Raw genomic sequence first — 16,487 nt, forward strand, 5'->3', positions numbered from 1 at the left:
CCAGCTCGCGCGCCACCACGGTCACGTTCCCCACGACATCCAGCCGCGCAGGAAAATGCTCCCGCAACCCCGAAAGACCACCACGCCCAACGCCCACGGTCCTCGCAACTCCCACAGATCGCGGGTGTTGCGAGGACCGTTAGAACCCAAGCACGCGGCGGGCGCGGTGCGGGGCCTTCGGTGTTCCGGTGCTCCGGCGAGCGGGTGTTTCGGCGTCAGCAGTTCAGGTACGCCACGTGGACCCAGACGCCGGTGGGGCCGCCCCACAGGTCGCCCATGACCCAGTTGCCCTGCTTGCCGCGGTAGTTGAGGTTCTGGCCCTTGTTCACCTGACCCAGGACGGGGAACTCGTTGCCCGGTCCGCCGCGGAAGTTCACCCCGTTGTCGTTGACGGTGCAGACGGCGGCCGGAGCCTTGACGGCCTGCGCGGCGGCGGGGCTCTGCGCGGCCTGGGCGGCGGGCCCGAAGGCCAGACCGAGTCCGGCGGCCAGGACCGCGGCGGCCAGCGTCATCTTCTTCATCATGCGAATGATCCTCCGTTCTCCGGCCCGCGTCGGCGCGGGCCGTCCACCGCCGTCAACGGACCCGGCGACCGCCGGGTCACGGTTTCGCCGCCGCCTTCCGGAAGGAACGAAAGCGCAGGTCATATGACGTGCGCCCCGGCGTGCGCGGCGTGCCGGACGGATGCCTCTCGCGCCTGTCGGTCACGGGTTTGGCGGGTACCGGACGGGCGGCCGGGGTTCCTCCGCCGGCGCGCCGCCCGCTCAGCGCTCCGGCCGCCAGTCCGGGCGACGGCCGCTCATGGCCACGGTCCGGTCGAGCAGCGGCGCGTCGTCCGGGACCGGCACCGGCCGGGCGAAGATGTGCTCGGGCCGCGGGGCGTCGCCGGGGGTCAGCCAGTTCAGCGCGGTGCGCAGACCCGCCTCGTCCGGCGCGTAGTCCTGCCCGGTGGACCGGGCCAGATCCCAGCCGTGGACCAGAAGTTCCTCCAGCGCGACGACGTGGGCCTCCCGCGCGGGCAGCACCACGCCGCCGACACGCGTCGTCCCCTGCCGGGCTGCCGGATCGCGCCAGGCCGCCACCAGTTCGTCCAGCAGCGACGGCAGCACGGCGCGCCAGTCGTCGTCGAGCGCCGGGGGCGCGTCGTCCGGGGCGACGCCGGTCGTCGGCCCGGACTCCTTGCGTGCCGCGTCGCGAAAGCCCCTGCTCAGCACGGTCAGGTGGGCGAGCAGGTCGCGCACCGTGAAGTCGGGGCAGGGCGTGGGGCCGTCGAGCCGTGGCTCGTCGACGCCGCCGAGCAGGCCGACGATCCGCCGGGCCGCGGGTTCCAGATCAACCGTGGGTGTGGTCTCCATGCGCCCATGCATACAGCGCGGACGGCTCCGGTGTCCGCAGGACCGCGCTCACCGCACGACGCGTCCGCGCAGCACGATCCGGGCCGGGTGGTCCAGAACGGCGGGATCCGCGGTCGGGTCGGCGGCGTACGCGACGACATCGGCGGGCGCGCCGTCCACGAGGCCCGGCAGGCCCAGCCAGGACCGGGCCGTCCAGGACGCCGCCCCCAGCGCCGCCTCGGCCGGCAGACCCGCCCGCACCAGCCAGGACATCTCGCCCGCGACCGTTCCGCACGGGAAGGAGTCCGTTCCCGCCAGCACCGTCACGCCCGCCTCGTGGGCGGCGCGCACATTGCCGAGCATGCCGTCCCAGCCCGCCAGCCACCGGTCGCGGCGCACGCTCGGCTCCCGGGCCCGCATCGCGTCCGCCCCCGAGCCGAAGGCGCCGAGCGTCGGGACGAACGCGGTGCCCTGCGCCGCCATCCGGTCCAGCAGCGTCGGGTCCAGATGCATGCCGTGCTCCAGGCTGTCGGCCCCCGCCAGGACCGCGTTGCGGGAGCCGTCCGGGGTCTGGCAGTGCACCGCCACCCTGCCGCCGACCGCGTGCACCGCCTCCACCACCGAGGTGAGCAGCGGCAGCGGCACGGCGGGCTGGTCCTGGGCCCAGTCGCCGATCACCTTGCACCACCCGGACGAGGCCGTCGCCTCCTCCACTGCGGCCCGCACCAGTTCGTCCTCGGCCACATCGCGTCCGAACCCGGGGAAGAAACGGCCGGGCGTGGCCAGCCACCGGCCCGCCGACGTCACGCGCGGCAGTCCGGGGTCCGACTCCACCCACGCGGGCATCCGCGCCGCGGTGCCGGGGGTGCGCACGGCCAGCACCCCGGCGTCCCGGTGCTCGCCCAACTGCTCGCGCAGCAGCTCCTCGTCGAAGGGGCCGTCCGTCGACAGCGCCCCCGGATGCGTGTGCACGTCGACGAGCCCGGGCAGCAGCCACCCGCCGTCCACGATCATCTCCACGTCCCGGCCCCGGAGCCCGCCCGGCGGACCGCCCGAACGGAGCACCCCGCCGTCGATCCGGAACACCCGCTCCTCGCGTTCCGGCAGCACGATCCCACGTATGCACAGCATCAGCCGACCGTACGTCACCGCACGCACCGGACCAACCGATCGCCGGCCCGGCCGTCGGCACACACCGGCATATTGCGGAACGTTCCGATCCAGCCTCTTGTCGGCAGGCCCCGCACCATGCAATACAGGTCTGGACCATTGCTGCCGAAGGGAAGGCACGACCGTGCGACGCCCCCACATCACCGCCGCGTTGGCCTGCTCCGGCGCCCTGCTCCTGGCCGCGCTCACCGGCTGCGACTCCGCACCCGAGGCGGACACCGTCGCGCCCACGGTTCCGGGGCACGTGACGGCCCAGGCGAGCAGCGCCACCTCCGTACACGTCATGTGGGAGCAGGCGTCCGACAACAAGGCGGTCACCGGCTACGAGGTCTACCGCAAGGGCGAGAAGGTGAAGACCCTGCCCGCGACCAAGGTGATGACCGACGTCGACGGCCTGACCGCCTCGACCACCTACACCTTCACCGTCCGGGCCCGCGACGCCGCCGGAAACCTCTCCGCGCCGAGCACCGCCGTGACCGTCACCACCCCCGTCGCGACGCCCGCCGACCACGCACCGCCGACCCGCCCGGTGAAACTGCGCGGCACGACGGACGGCGACCGGGCGGTGAACCTCTCCTGGGGCGGCTCGACCGACGACGTCGGCGTCACCGCGTACGACGTCTACCAGGAGGACTCCCGGATCCACAGCGTGCCGGGCACCGAGACCACGGCGCACGTGACCGGGCTGCGGCCCGGCACCGTCTACACCTTCACCGTCCGGGCCCGCGACGCCGCCGACAACTCCTCGCCGGACAGCGACTCCATAGACCTCACCACCGCGTCCGCGCCCGGCGCACCCGCCTCCACCGCCCCCACCGACCTGCGGGTCACCAACCGGGCCCAGGGCAAGGAGTACGCCATCGAACTGGACTGGGAGCAGCCGGACACGGGCGGCGAGATCCCCGCCTACCAGCTCTACATGGACGGCAGGCTGACCACCACGATCGTGTGGGGCTCCACCCCGCCCAAGGGCAGGGCGACCTACCGGCTCACCGTCACCGACCCGCGCGGCACCCGCTACTCGCTCAAGATCCGGGCGAAACTGCCGGACGGGAAGTGGGGGGACTTCTCCGCCCAGCGCACCGTCGTGCTCGGCGGATGAGCGACGGGGCCGGCCACCGGCTCCGGGTGCGGTTCAGAGCCTGTCGGGTGGCCTCCGACCGGGCGGAAGGCCACCCGACAGGCTCTCAGGAGGTGACCACCCGCACGGTCTCCACCCACCGCGGGGGCTGCGGGGCGCCCGCGCCGATGAGCGCCGCGATCAGCCTGCACGAGGGGGCCTCGTCCGGCCAGGGGGTGAAACCGTCGGTGAGAACCACGACGATGTTCGGCCGGTCCCGCTCCGCCAGCGCGGCTGCGATGCCCACCCGCATGTCGGTGCCGCCGCCCCCGGCCAGCGCCACCTGCTCCGTCGACGTCACCCGCGCCACGCTCCGCACATCGGCGTCGCAGGCCAGCACGGCGACCCGGTTGCCCCGGACACCCACCTCCCGCAGCACGCCGGTGACCTCGCCCAGCGCCGCGCCGAGTTCGTCGTCCCCCATCGAACCGGAGGTGTCGATCACGACGGCGACCCGGGGCAGCGGCCGGCGCAGACTGGGCAGCACCACACCGCGCAGCGCCCCGCTGCGGCGGGATGGACGCCGGTAGGTGTAGTCCATGGCCCCGGCCGCCCACGCCGCCGCCTCGCGGACGGCGCCCGCGAGCGCCTGCCGCCAGTCGACGGTCGGTTCCAGGATCTCGTCCGCCCACCGCTCCCAGCCCGCCGGGAGCGTGCCGCGACCGCGCCGGTGGGCGCGCATGGCCTCGGCGGTGAGCCGCCGCAACGCCTCCGCCTCCACCGGACCGAGACTCGACGGCCCCCGGTCCCCGGGCAGTTCCCAGGGCGTCGGCCGCCCGTGCGCCCCCGAACCGCAGTCGGCCGCGTGCGGGGTCGACGGCAGCGACGGGAGATACGTCTCGAAGAGCTGCCCGGTCGGCAGGCCGAAGAGCCCCGGCTCCATCCGGCCGGGCGGCAGCGGCTGCCCGTCGGCGATCAGATCGTCGTTGATCTCGCAGTCCTGCGCCACGTTGAGCCGGAGGTGGTCGCGCTGGTCGGCGGCGGGCAGCAGCCCGGCCCGCCCGTGGTGATCGCGCAGCAGGTGCGCCACCTCGTGCATCCACACCGCCGCGAGCTGCGCCACCGGCGTCGCCTCCACGAAGGCGGGCGACACGTAGCAGCGCCAGTGCCGGTCCACGCCCATCGTCGGCACCTCGGTGCTCGGCACCACCGACAGCGCGTACAGCGCCGACGCCAGATAGGGCCGTTCGGCCGCCGCCCGGTAGCGGGCGGCGAGCAGCTTGGTCATGTCCGGCCGGAGTCGTTCCGGGGCGGATCCCGCCTCCCGCACGGCCGTTCCCGCCTCAGCCGTTCCCCGGCAGCGCGCCGGACAACTGGAGCAGTTCCACGAACGCGTCGATGCCCTCGGGCACCGGCCAGTCGGTGTCCCGCATCGACGCCAGATCGACCGCCGCCCGCGCCGCCACATCGGGCACGCCCGCGTCCACGGCCTTGGCCAGCACCGTCCAGCCCGCCTCCCAGCGCCGCCGGGTCAGATCGCCCTGCACCGCCGCGACGATCGCGATGAGGAAGGCGAGCTGCCGGTCGCCGCGTTCGGGCAGGGCGAACGCGTCGGGGTTCGCCAGCACCCGGTCCGGGTCGGGCAGATCGAGGTTCTCCAGGTACGACAGCAGCTCGATGCCCGCGCCGTCCCCCACGGCCCCGGCCAGCGCGGCGGCGAGCGCCTCCCGTCCGGTCCCCGTCGCGTACCCGGTGGCGAGCAGCCGCAGCGCCATGTCCCAGGTCCGCGGCGACGGCCAGGCCCGTCCCCGGTTCTCCGCGTCGGCCGGGATGTGGTGGACGAGGCCGGGACGGGCGGTGAGGAATCCGGAGACCGCGCCGCGGGCCCGGGCCACCGCCCCCGAGGCCTTGGCGGGGTCGACGACCGGGATCGTGGCCTCGGGCCAGGTACCGGCCATGCCGCGTGCGACGGTGCGCGGGTCGTGCGTCCACTGCAGGTGCACGAACCGGTTGGCGAGCGGCGGGCTGAGGTGCCAGCCGTCCGCCGCGCTCGACGGCGGGTTCGCCGCGGCCACGATGCGCACCGGCTCCGGCAGCGTCAGACTGCCCACCCGGCGTTCGAGCACGACACGCAGCAGCGCCGCCTGCACCGCCGGGGGAGCGGACGACAACTCGTCGAAGAACAACAGCCCCCGGCCCGCGCGGGCGAGACGGACCGCCCAGTCCGGTGGAGCCATCGGCACCCCGGTCACGGCCGGATCGTCACCGACGACCGGCAGCCCGGCGAAGTCGGACGGCTCGTGGACACTGGCGATGACCGTCTCCAGCCCGAGACCGAGCCCGGCGGCGAGCTGCTCCATGCCGGCCGACTTGCCGATCCCCGGCTCGCCCCACAACAACACCGGCTGATTGGCCGTCACGGCCAGTGCCAGCGCCTCAAGTTGGGGATGGGCCGCGGTCTCCGTGCGCGACGCCCGGATCCTGCGGTTGAGCGCGTCGGCGGCGTCCAGCGGATCCGGTACGGCGGAGGGGGACGGCGACCGGGGCGTCCGTCCCGGTGCGTCGTGGGTGATCGGGCTCATCGTTCCTCACCCTCCTCGTCGAAGCCGCCCGCGCGGGCGGCGTTCTCGTCGAAGCCGCCCGCGTCGAAGGCGTTCTCGTCGAAGGCGTTCCCCTCGAAGTCGTCCTCCCGTTCCTCCTCCCACTCCTCCCACCAGTCGGCCCCGATGTCCGGGTACTCCTTCTCCACCCGTTCCCCGAGGAACCGCAGATCCGTGCGGCGGTACTTACGGATCAACTGGTGCAGCGAGAGCTCCATGTGGTCGGTGACATCGATGCGGGCACCCGCCTCCACCAGCGCCCGCACCAGATCCGCCGAACCGCCGTCGGCGACCGCCACGCACAGCGGCGTGCGATGCCGGTGTTCCGTGGCCTCCAGATCGAGACCGGCGGCCAACAGCCGCGGCAGCAGACGCTCGTGGTCGAGCAGGCCCAGCACATGGAGCAGGCCGCGCCGCCCACCGTCCCGCACCCGCGGGTCCACACCCGCGTCCAGCAGCTCCAGCACCCCGGGGGTGTCACCGTGCTGCGCGCGCAGGAAGAGTTCCCGGCGCTGCTCCCGCAGGCTCCTGGGCAGCCTGCCGATACCGGTCGTGCAGGACTGCTCCACGGCGAAACAGCCGGTGACCGCGCCGCCGAACGCCCGCAACGCCCTCTCGCGCCGCTGTTCCTGCGAGCTGTGCGGGGAGTCGAGTCTCCCGTCGCGGAAGACCACCTCGTGCCATTCACCGCGGCACCGGACCCGGACCGGCGCGGGAGGCGTCGGTCCCGGCGGCCCCACGGCCGGCTCCGAGGACGGGAAGAGGGAGCCGGCCACCAGCGGATGGAGCTGCGCCGGAGCGAGGACACCGGCGCGCAGCAGGTCGAGGTCCGGCAGCCGCTTGCAGAGCGTCGGAGGCAGCAGCGGGAACCCCAGGGCCGCCTTCTGCTCGACCAGCCTGATCCGGGGCGCCCTCGCGTCGGCCCCGTCCTCGCCGCTGAACTCCAACAGGGCACCGACCCGCCAGCCCCCGGCGATCCGGACGCACGACACCCCGTACAGATCCGCGATCCGGCGGGCCTCCGCCGCCAGCCGCGGGACGTCGAACCCGTGCTGTGTCAGGACGGATTCCGGCTCCGCCCGGTACCACGACGACGTCGACGGCGGGGTCGGGTCCAGTTCGACGCCGACCGCCGCCAGGGCATCGGTCACCCGCGTCTTTCCGTACAGCAGCGTCACCCACTCGGCACGGGCCACCGGGTCGCCGGAACCGGGGTCCGCGTCGGGCAGTTCGTCCGCGTCGAGCGGTGTGCCGTCGGCACGCAGGAACGGCAGCCGGTCCAGGCCGCCGACGCGGGCGCGCAGTTCGCCGGTGCGGCGCGCGTCCCACAGATACCGGCCGGTCCGCCAGTCCACGACGCCCGGCCGGAACGTACCCGGCGCCCAACCGTTCCGCAGCACCCCGAACCGGAGCGAGATCCGTTGCGGCCCGTCGATCATCGGGGGAGTGCGCAGGCAGAGGTGGGGCGTCCTCGCGCCCGGTACGTCCGCCGGGGCGCCGTACCCCGCCAGGATCACGGTCAGATCGGGGGCGAGCGTCGAACGCCCGCCCAGCACGCGGGGCAGGTGCCAGCGCAGCAGGTCCGGCACCAGGTGCAGCAGGTCGTCGTGCAACGCCTCGGCCACGTCCGGGCCGTAGCGCACGGCCACCGCCGCCGGATCGAACATCACGTCGAAACCGGCTGCCGCGCACGCCCCCCGCCAGTCACCTGCCGCGCGCCGTTCGGCGGACGCCTCGATCATCCACCGGGGCACCGCGTACCGGCGGACCTGCCGCAGGCTCGCCAACTCCTCCGGGGCGAGGAATCCCGCCGTCGCGTCCGGACTCACCGGTAGACACTCCTGACCGCGCGCAGGTCCGCGTGGGCCCCGCCGTCCGGGCGCAACCGCGCCGCGAAGGACCGCTTCACCCGGCGGGGCAGCCCCGGCCCCAACCCCACGTACTCCAGGCGGGAGCCGACGCCCACGGCGGTGAGCAGGGACTTCGCGCCGCGTCCGGTGAGTCCGGTGTGGCGCAGCTCCAGCCGCCGCAGCGGGCTGCCGTGCAGGGCGCCTGCCAGCGCGTCGGCACCGGCGTCACCGGTGACGTTGGGGCGGGCCCCCAGGCTGCGCTCCGAGGGCGGCCGCCCCAGGTCGAGCGCCTCGATCCCGTGGAGCGCGTCGGCAAGGGCGTGCGCCCCGTCCGGCCCGATCCCGTTGCCACCGAGGCCGAGCCGGATCGGGCGGGCGGGGTCGGCGACGGTCGCGAGCACCGCCGCCCCCGCGTCACCGAGATGGTTGGACGGCAGGTACAGCTCCCGCACACCCGCGTCCCGGATCAGCGCGGCGAGCAGCGGCGCGGCGTCGGCCCCGAGCCCGTTGCCGCCGAGGAACAGCCGCTCGACCGGCCGGGGCCGTTCGGCGAGCACGGCCAGCAGCGCGCCCAGCCCGTCGGTGGTGAGCCCGGTGTTCACCAGGTCGAGGGTGCGCAGCGCGGTGTTGCGGCGCAGCATCGGGACGAGGGCCCGGACCCCGGCATCGGTCACGGGGTTGCGCTTCAGCCACAGGCCCCGGACGGTGTCGTCCCCGGCGAGCGCGGTGGCGAGGGCGGCGGCCCCCTCGGGCCCGATGCGGTTGCAGCCGAGGTAGACCGTGCGCAGACCGTGGTCACCGGGGGCGAGGGCGTCCGCGACGGCCCGCGCGCCCTCGTCGCCCAGCGAGTTGGTGCCGAGCAGGACGTGCGCGGCGTGCGGTGAGCGCGCGACGACGGGCATCACCCGGACCGCACCCGCCGCACCGAGCCCCTGCTTGCACAGGTCGACCCGCCCGTCCGCCCGGAGCGCGCCCAGTGCGAAGGCCTCGTCGGACGCGACGGGAAGCGCCGAGTCCAGGCGTTCCAGCAACGGGTCGAGCAGGGCCGCGTCGGCGAGCGGAATGTCCGGGTGCTCGATCGCGGGACAGCGCACGGGCATCGGTTGCGACATCACTACTCCCCAGGTCCCCCGATGACACCCGGCCCGCGGCGGACGACCGCTCTCTCCGCCCGCTCGGGACGAACCGAGGCCATCGACTCTCCGCCACGAAATTCAAAGCGGCAAGACCGGTCGGATTCGAACCGACGTCCTCCAGCTTGATGCGTGGGCGCGACGACCTCTGCGCTACAGCCTTGCCGTGCCCGATCATATCCACCGACGAGCCGAATTCGCACATCAGTACCGGACTTGGCCGCGGCAGGCGGGGCGGCGACCGACGCGCACGGTCCGCGCCCTCAGCGGTCGTGTCCGACCAGGCCCGCCTGCCAGGCCGCGAGCGCCGCCTCCACGCGGTTGCGCACGCCGAGCTTGCCGAAGACCGCGCTCACATGCGCCTTCACCGTGCCCTCGACCAGGCGCAGCCGGCCGGCGATCTCCGCGTTGGAGAGCCCGGCGCCGAGCAGGGCGAGCACGTCGTGCTCCCGTCCGGTGAGCTGTTCCAGCCGCTGCCGGGACGGCCCCGGTCCCGTCATGCCGCCGCTGCGCAGCCCGCCGATCACCCGTGCCGCCACCTTCGGCGACAGGTACGCGCCGCCGGAGGCCACCGCGTGCACGCCGCCCAGCAGTTCCCTCGGGTCGTCCGCCTTCAGCAGGAATCCACTGGCCCCGGCCCGCAGCGCGTCCGCGATGAAGTCGTCCTCGCCGAAGGTGGTCAGCATGACCGCGGCGGTGCCCGGCAGCTCGCGATGGATCCGGGCGGCCGCGGCGATCCCGTCCAGCCCCGGCATCTGGATGTCCAGCAACGCCACCTCGGGCCGGTGCCGCCGGACCGCCTCGACTGCCTCGAACCCGTCGGCCGCCTCGGCGACGACCTCGATCCCGGGATCACGGGCCAGGATCGCGCACACCCCGGCGCGGACCAGCGCCTCGTCGTCTGCCACCAGCACGGTTGTCACCGGCACAGCCTACGTCCGTGTCCTCGAAGCGCCGTCGTCCGGCAGGGGACCGGGCCGTCCGGCAGGGGACACCCCGACGAAAGCAAGGGGTGCGATCACCGCCGCCGGGCCGATGCGCGCCGCGCCCGGCGGTTCCTACGTTCGAGACACGCCGGAATCACCGGCGGCAGCGGCATCGGAGGCGATACGTGATCACACTCAGAGGTCTGACGAAGCGCTACGGCGACACGGTCGCCGTGGACCGTCTGACGTTCGACATCGGCGAAGGGCGGGTGACCGGCTTCCTGGGGCCCAACGGGGCCGGGAAGTCCACCACGATGCGCATGATCCTCGGACTTGACCGTCCGTCCGGCGGCGAGGCGCTCATCGACGGCAGACCGTACGCGTCGCTGCGTCACCCCGTCCGGGAGGTCGGGGCACTGCTCGACGCCCGGGCGCTGCACCCGGCGCGCCGTGCACGCAGCCATCTGCTGGCACAGGCCCGCAGCAACGGAATTCCCGCGCGACGCGTGGACGAGGTGCTGGAGACGGTGGGACTCGCCGACGTGGCCCGGCACCGGGCCGGGGGGTTCTCGCTCGGCATGCACCAACGGCTCGGCGTGGCCGGGGCGCTGCTCGGTGACCCGCGGGTCCTCGTCCTCGACGAACCGGTCAACGGCCTGGATCCCGACGGGGTGCGCTGGATGCGGGAACTGGTCGGGGCGCTGGCCGCCGAGGGCCGTACGGTCTTCCTCTCCAGCCACCTCATGAGCGAGATGCAGCTGACCGCGGACCGACTCGTGATCATCGGGAAGGGCCGACTGCTCGCGGACCGGCCCATGGCGGAGCTCCTGGCGCACAGCGCGCGGGCCTGCGTACGGGTCCATGTCCCCGATCCCCGGGAGCGTCGCGAACTCGCCGACGGACTCGCCTCGTTCGCCTCGGCGGAGGTCGGGGCGACGGATGACGGGGCGCTTCGGGTGACGGGCAGCACCGCCGCGGAGGTCGGTGACCTGGCCCACCGGCTCGGTGTCCGGCTGCACGAACTCATCGACGTACCGGCATCGTTGGAACAGGTGTACATGGACCTGACCGCATCGAGCGTGCAGTACACGGCCCCGGACGCCGCACCGGCCCGGAAGGTGACGGCATGAGTGCCACGAGGGACATCGACAAGGGCGCCCGGCAGGCCGCGGGCACGCGCACCGGAGGCGGGCCGGCCGGCGCGGTCGCCGCGGAGTGGGTCAAGCTGTGGTCCGTCCGCCCGGCCGCCGTCTGCCTGTTGGCGGCCGTGCCGGTGACGGCGGTCTTCACCTTCTACTACGCGTCGATCGCCCGCATCAACGACAGGCCGCCGCAGCCGGTCGACAACGCCGCGGTGTCGTCGCTCCTGCTCGTGCAGTTCGCCGTCGTCGTCCTGTCGATGACCGCGGTGACGGGCGAGTACACGACGAGGAGCATCGGCAACTCGCTGCTGTGGGTGCCGGTCAGGCACCGGGCGCAGGGCGCAAAGGCGTTCGTCTGCGCGGTGGTGGCGTTCTGTGCCGGGACGGTGTGCGGCGCGCTGGGCACGGCAGTGGCGTGGGGGCCGTTCGGCGGTCACGCCACGTTCGATCCCGGTACGTCGGTTCTCCGCCTGTCGGCCATGGGCGTGTACTGCTCGCTGGTCGCGGTGCTCTCGGTCGGGGTGTCGTTCGTGCTGAGGGCCTCGGCGGGGGCGCTGACCGTGCTCTTCGTACTGATCTCGGTGCTGCCCGCCGTGCTCACCGCCCTGGGCGGCGACGTCCTGCTGACTGTCGTCGACTGGCTGCCGCAGACCGCCGGCATGTACGCCGTGCGGGCCGACGGCGACGCCCCGTACCCTCCGGGCGCGGGATTCCTGATCATGGCCGGGTGGGCCCTCGCCGCCCACCTGGCGGGACTGTACGTGCTGCGGCGGCGCGACGTGTGAGGCTCTCAGGCCGTGTCTGACCATTCCACGCGGGCGGGCGCCGCCCCGCACGGGACCTCGCCGCGTTGCCGAAAAGCCCTGGTAGCTCCGCTACAAGGACTTCCCGGCGCCTTGCGACGCACCGCACAGGACGACGCCCGCTGATCCACGCGGAACTGTCAGACACGTCCTAGCCGTCGGACGGACGGCCCGGCAGGACGTCCTTGGAGACCAGCCGGGCGTCCGACCAGCAGAGCCGGTACACGTCCACCTGCTCCAGCACGTTGACGTTGGACCGGTAGAACGCGCAGCGGGAACCGGTGGGCGAGGGCAACGCCCTCATCCGGTCCGTCGGATAGCGGAAGGAGCGTTCCGGCAGTACCGCCGCGTGGGCCCGCTGCGTGTCGCCGACGCGCAGCGCCGCGTAGTCCGCCGGACGCAGGACACAGGTGGACAACCGGTGTCCGAGCAGGAGGGCGGAGACCAGCGCGACGAGTCCGATCCCGACCGGGGCGCCCGACGCGAGGAGGAGACGCAGCCCGGCCCGGCGCCGGGCGGCGGAGGCGAGCCGGGGCACGGACCTTCGATCCGGGTCATCGGGTGCCCCGGGGGAGGACTCCGGCGGCCCGGCGCGCGGCCGGTCGGGCAGGACGGCGGCCACCTCGAAGCCGTCGGCGGTCGGTGCGGCGCGCAGCGTCCCGCCGAGCAGCAGTACCCGTTCCCGCATCCCCGCCAACCCGTGGCGGCCCGGCGCCGCGGACCGGACGGGGCGCGGCGCACGCACCGCCCGGCGCGAGTCGGAGACCCGCACCTCGGTCCCCCCGTCGTCCCGGGAGATCCGGACGGCCACACTGCTGCCGGGGGCGTGCTTCAGGGCGTTGGTCAGCGATTCCTGCACGATCCGGTAGAGCGCCCGGTCGGCCAGCGGCGGCATCCCGGACGTCCCGCCGGTGCGGTGCAGCGTCACGTCGGCCCCGGACGCGCGTGCGCGGTCGACGAGTTGTTCCACGGACTCCGGCGACGCGGCGGCCCCCACCCGCTCCGCGAGCGGGTCCGCGTCCGACGGGCCGGTCCCCGCCCGGCCCGAGCCGGCGTCCTCGCGCAGGACACCGATGGTGTCCCGCAGGTGGTCGACGGCGTCCGACACCATCGCACGCAGCGCGGCGACGTCGTCCCGGTCCCGTGCGGTCAGACCCGGCGAGAGCTCCAGCGCCCCGGCACGCAACGCGATGAGGCTGAGTTCGTGCCCGAGGGAGTCGTGCATGTCCGCGGCGATCCTGGTCCGTTCCCGCAGCCGTGCCCGCTCCACGGCCTGCTGCTGCCGCTGTTCCAGACCGAGGGCGTGCTGCCAGCCGCCGTCGACCAGGGCCTTGCGGGCCTGCCGGTAGCGGCCGGCCAGCCAGGGCAGCACCAGGGCCGGAGGGATCAGCCCCGCGGTGTAGAACCAGTACACGGCGTCGGCCCTCTGCGCGGCGCAGATCCCGAGATCGACCACCACACATCCGGTGAACAGCCACAGGGCCCGGGGGACGGTGGTCCCGGGCCGCGCCGTCGAACCGCCGTCCGCCGTGCGCCCGCGCGGACCGGCGCCGAGCAGGAACGACAGGACGGCCGGTGCGAGCAGGTACGCGTTGGCGGGGGAGCCGGGGGAGGTGAGCCCCAGGGCGCAGAGCCCGTTGGCGAGGAACACGGCGGTGCCGGGCCGTCGCCGGCTCCCCGGCACGGCCACCGCCAGCACCGCGGCGGGCAGCAGCAGCCCGGTGACGAAGGACTGCGGATGTTGCCGGTACCCGAGCACACCGGCCGCCATCAGCGCCGCCCACAGCAGCGCGTCCACGGCCACCGGTCCCGGACCCGCGAAGGCCCTCCGTGCGGCCCCGTGCACCCGCGTCCCACCCGTCCACGTCCCCGTTCGCATCACCACCCCAGGGAGACTAGCCGGGAGCCGGGAGCCGGGAGCCGGGAGCCGGGAGCCGGGAGCCGGGAGCCGGCAAACGTGCGCAAGGGGCGCGGCAACTACGTTCCGAATCAGGTGAGTTGAACGACGGCGCTTTCGAACCCCAATGGTCTGTACCTATTGACGAGTTGGTCCAGACCTTTTATGTTCCCGTGTGCTCCATGGAACCCAGAACGCCTCCGCTCCCCTTCAGGACCGCCTCACCGGTCCCTGCCCCAAGGGAGAAACACCATGTCCGAGCACGTGACCTTCAGACGGAGAACGGCGACCGCTCTTGTCGCCGTTCTCGGGCTCCTCCTCGCACTGCTGTCGATGCAGGCCGCTCCCGCGCACGCCGCGGGCAAGCTGACAGCCACCTTCACCTCCGCCGACAACGGGTCGTGGTGGAAGGGGACCTATGTCCTGCACAACGACACCGACACCGCCGTCACCGGCTGGAGTCTCGAATTCGACCTGCCGGCCGGGGTCACGATCGACACCTCGTACAACGGCACCGTCACCACGCAGGGCAGCCACGTCACCGCGGCCAACGCCCACTACAACGGCACGATCGGCGCCCACAGCACCACCGAGCCGTACAGCTTCTGGTTCGTGGCCAACGGTCCGATCGCCGAGCCGACCGGCTGCCGGATCAACGGCGACAAGTGCGACGGTTCCGCGGACGTGCCGCCGGGCGCGCCGGGCGGGCTGAAGCAGACCGACGTCACGGCCCGCACCGCGTCGCTGTCCTGGACGGCGGCCACGGCCGGTGACTTCCCCGTCGCGTCGTACGACATCCTGGCGGGCGGCAAGGTGCTCGGCACCGCCACGGCGACGACCGACGCCACGGTCACCGGGCTGACCCCCGCGACCGCCTACGCCTTCACCGTCCGGGCCCGGGACACCCGCGGCAACACCTCCGCCGAGAGCGCCCCGTTGACCGTCACCACCGTCGACCCGGCCACCGACACCTCCCCGCCGACCGCCCCGGGCTCGCTGCACTCCACCGCGGCCGACGCCTCCTCCGTCACGCTCGCCTGGACGGCCTCCACCGACGACCAGCGGGTCGCCGCCTACGACGTCTACCGAGGCGGTCAACTCGCCACCACGGTCTCCGGCACGACGACCACCGCCACCATCGGCGGCCTCTCGCCCTCGACCTCGTACACCTTCACGGTCAAGGCCCGGGACGCCGCCGACAACGCCTCCCCGGCCAGCGCCGCGGTCACGGTGAAGACCGACGACATCGTCGGTGCGGGGAACTACGCCAAGGTCGGGTACTTCGTCCAGTGGGGCATCTACGGCCGCCAGTACTTCGTCAAGAACCTCCACGACTCCGGCGCCGCGGACAAGCTCGACATCGTCAACTACGCCTTCGCCAACATCGACCCCACCAACCTGACCTGCCTGAACGGCGTCACCAAGGGAACCACCGCCGATCCCGAGGACCCCGAGCAGGGCACCGGCGCCGGTGACGCCGACGCCGACTACGGCCGCCCCTTCAGCGCCGCGCAGTCCGTCGACGGGGTCGCGGACGACGGATGGGCCAAACTCCGGGGCAACTTCAACCAGTTGAAGAAGCTCAAGAAACTCCACCCGAACCTGAAGATCGTCGTGTCGCTCGGCGGCTGGACGTACTCGAAGTACTTCTCCGACGTGGCGGCCACCGACGCCTCCCGGAAGAAGTTCGTCTCCTCCTGCGTCGACATGTACCTCAAGGGCAACCTGCCCGAGTACAACGGCGCGGGCGGTCCCGGCACCGCGGCCGGGATCTTCGACGGCTTCGACGTCGACTGGGAATGGCCCGGCACCGGTACCGGACACCCCGGCAACCACTACTCGCCCGACGACAAGGCCAACCTGACCCTGTTGCTCGCCGAGTTCCGCAAGCAGATGGACGCGCTCGGCGGCGGCCACCGGCTCCTCACCGCCTTCACCCCCGCCGACCCGCAGAAGGTGGGCGAGGGCTGGGAGCTGGACAAGGTCTTCGACTCGCTCGACGTCGCCAACGTCCAGGGCTACGACTTCCACGGCTCCGGCAGCGACAACTCGTGGGAGCCCGACCGCACCGGCCACCAGGCCAACCTCTACACCGACGACCAGGACCCGTACGACTTCCACTTCAGTGCCGACACCGCCATCAAGGCGTACACCGACGCGGGCGTCGAACCACGCAAGCTGACCCTCGGCATCCCGTTCTACGGCCGCGGCTGGCAGAACGTCACCGACGGTGGCGCCGCGGGCGAATGGCAGTCCGCCGGAGGGGCCGCACCCGGGCAGTTCGCCGAGGAGGCCGGGACGCGCGGATACTCCAACCTCATCGGGGCGTTCCCGACGATGACCGTCCACCACGACGAGCAGTCGATCTCCACGTACGGCTACACCGGCAACCAGTGGTGGTCCTTCGACGACACCTGGTCCATCGGGAAGAAGACCGCGTACGTGAAGGACAAGGGACTGCTCGGCGTCATGATCTGGGAGATGTCCGGCGACACCCCGCAGGGGACCCTGATGGGCGCCCTGGACTCGGGGCTCGGCTGACCCCTCTCGGGGGATCCGCCGGATAGGCGCC

13 protein-coding genes and 1 pseudogene are annotated in these 16,487 nt (G+C 73.4%); 4 read left to right on the plus strand and 10 right to left on the minus strand.

Annotated elements, in window-relative coordinates; genetic code table 11:
* Window positions 1–215: 215 nt before the first annotated feature.
* The 3 genes from ACF1CT_RS23240 to ACF1CT_RS23250 all read right to left on the minus strand — a co-directional run bounded on the left by ACF1CT_RS23240 (window position 216) and on the right by ACF1CT_RS23250 (window position 2,465).
* The gene (locus tag ACF1CT_RS23240) at window positions 216–524 is read right to left on the minus strand and encodes an SH3 domain-containing protein (RefSeq protein WP_391785829.1); all 309 of its coding nucleotides are present in this window, start codon (window positions 522–524) and stop codon (window positions 216–218) included.
* 240 nt (window positions 525–764) lie between these two features.
* On the minus strand, window positions 765–1,355 hold the full coding sequence (locus tag ACF1CT_RS23245; protein ID WP_391785830.1) for a TIGR03086 family metal-binding protein: 591 nt from the start codon (window positions 1,353–1,355) through the stop codon (window positions 765–767).
* Window positions 1,356–1,403: 48 nt separating this feature from the next.
* Entirely contained in the window at window positions 1,404–2,465 is a 1,062-nt protein-coding gene (locus ACF1CT_RS23250) for an amidohydrolase family protein (RefSeq protein ID WP_391785831.1), read from the minus strand.
* Window positions 2,466–2,628: 163 nt separating this feature from the next.
* On the opposite strand from ACF1CT_RS23250, the gene ACF1CT_RS23255 reads away from it, so the two are divergent.
* Window positions 2,629–3,606: a fibronectin type III domain-containing protein gene (locus ACF1CT_RS23255; protein ID WP_391785832.1), complete on the plus strand. Its 978-nt coding sequence runs from the start codon at window positions 2,629–2,631 to the stop codon at window positions 3,604–3,606.
* Between the two features lie 85 nt (window positions 3,607–3,691).
* On the opposite strand, the gene ACF1CT_RS23260 is transcribed toward ACF1CT_RS23255, so the two are convergent.
* The 6 genes and pseudogenes from ACF1CT_RS23260 to ACF1CT_RS23285 form a co-directional block, all read right to left on the minus strand.
* On the minus strand, window positions 3,692–4,852 hold the full coding sequence (locus ACF1CT_RS23260) for a VWA-like domain-containing protein (protein ID WP_391785833.1): 1,161 nt from the start codon (window positions 4,850–4,852) through the stop codon (window positions 3,692–3,694).
* Window positions 4,853–4,907: 55 nt separating this feature from the next.
* Window positions 4,908–6,146: a sigma 54-interacting transcriptional regulator gene (locus ACF1CT_RS23265; protein WP_391785834.1), complete on the minus strand. Its 1,239-nt coding sequence runs from the start codon at window positions 6,144–6,146 to the stop codon at window positions 4,908–4,910.
* Window positions 6,143–7,993, minus strand: a complete 1,851-nt coding sequence (locus ACF1CT_RS23270) for an ankyrin repeat domain-containing protein (RefSeq protein ID WP_391785835.1) — start codon at window positions 7,991–7,993, stop codon at window positions 6,143–6,145. Before ACF1CT_RS23270 ends, ACF1CT_RS23265 begins: the two co-directional genes overlap by 4 nt.
* Window positions 7,990–9,126, minus strand: coding sequence for a gala protein (locus tag ACF1CT_RS23275; protein WP_391785836.1), 1,137 nt, complete (start codon window positions 9,124–9,126; stop codon window positions 7,990–7,992). Before ACF1CT_RS23275 ends, ACF1CT_RS23270 begins: the two co-directional genes overlap by 4 nt.
* Window positions 9,127–9,237: 111 nt before the next feature.
* Window positions 9,238–9,310, minus strand: a pseudogene (locus ACF1CT_RS23280).
* A 100-nt stretch (window positions 9,311–9,410) separates the two neighbouring features.
* Window positions 9,411–10,061 carry a response regulator gene (locus tag ACF1CT_RS23285; RefSeq protein ID WP_391785915.1) on the minus strand — a complete coding sequence of 217 codons (651 nt, stop codon included), beginning with the start codon at window positions 10,059–10,061 and terminating at the stop codon, window positions 9,411–9,413.
* Window positions 10,062–10,258: 197 nt separating this feature from the next.
* Here ACF1CT_RS23285 and ACF1CT_RS23290 point away from each other — a divergent pair, with 197 nt between their 5' ends.
* Entirely contained in the window at window positions 10,259–11,203 is a 945-nt protein-coding gene (locus tag ACF1CT_RS23290; RefSeq protein ID WP_391785837.1) for an ABC transporter ATP-binding protein, read from the plus strand.
* On the plus strand, window positions 11,200–12,000 hold the full coding sequence (locus ACF1CT_RS23295; RefSeq protein ID WP_391785838.1) for an ABC transporter permease: 801 nt from the start codon (window positions 11,200–11,202) through the stop codon (window positions 11,998–12,000). Before ACF1CT_RS23290 ends, ACF1CT_RS23295 begins: the two co-directional genes overlap by 4 nt.
* Before the next feature lie 169 nt (window positions 12,001–12,169).
* Here ACF1CT_RS23295 and ACF1CT_RS23300 read toward each other — a convergent pair whose 3' ends face one another.
* Complete coding sequence (locus ACF1CT_RS23300) at window positions 12,170–13,816, minus strand: sensor histidine kinase (RefSeq protein WP_391785839.1); 1,647 nt, start codon at window positions 13,814–13,816, stop codon at window positions 12,170–12,172.
* A 351-nt stretch (window positions 13,817–14,167) separates the two neighbouring features.
* Between ACF1CT_RS23300 and ACF1CT_RS23305 the strand changes: the two genes are divergently transcribed.
* Window positions 14,168–16,456, plus strand: coding sequence for a glycosyl hydrolase family 18 protein (locus ACF1CT_RS23305; protein WP_391785840.1), 2,289 nt, complete (start codon window positions 14,168–14,170; stop codon window positions 16,454–16,456).
* Window positions 16,457–16,487 lie beyond the last annotated feature (31 nt).

It is taken from the genome of Streptomyces sp. NPDC014734 (assembly GCF_043083325.1).
In the GTDB taxonomy this organism is placed as follows: Bacteria; Actinomycetota; Actinomycetes; order Streptomycetales; family Streptomycetaceae; genus Streptomyces.

Coding starts and splice junctions, on each gene's coding strand:
- ACF1CT_RS23305 (WP_391785840.1), top strand. CDS start 14,168: ATGTCCGAGCACGTGACCTTCAGACGGAGAACGGCGACCGCTCTTGTC.
- ACF1CT_RS23250 (WP_391785831.1), bottom strand. CDS start 2,465: ATGCTGTGCATACGTGGGATCGTGCTGCCGGAACGCGAGGAGCGGGTG.
- ACF1CT_RS23240 (WP_391785829.1), bottom strand. CDS start 524: ATGATGAAGAAGATGACGCTGGCCGCCGCGGTCCTGGCCGCCGGACTC.
- ACF1CT_RS23275 (WP_391785836.1), bottom strand. CDS start 9,126: ATGTCGCAACCGATGCCCGTGCGCTGTCCCGCGATCGAGCACCCGGAC.
- ACF1CT_RS23245 (WP_391785830.1), bottom strand. CDS start 1,355: ATGGAGACCACACCCACGGTTGATCTGGAACCCGCGGCCCGGCGGATC.
- ACF1CT_RS23295 (WP_391785838.1), top strand. CDS start 11,200: ATGAGTGCCACGAGGGACATCGACAAGGGCGCCCGGCAGGCCGCGGGC.
- ACF1CT_RS23265 (WP_391785834.1), bottom strand. CDS start 6,146: ATGAGCCCGATCACCCACGACGCACCGGGACGGACGCCCCGGTCGCCG.
- ACF1CT_RS23260 (WP_391785833.1), bottom strand. CDS start 4,852: ATGACCAAGCTGCTCGCCGCCCGCTACCGGGCGGCGGCCGAACGGCCC.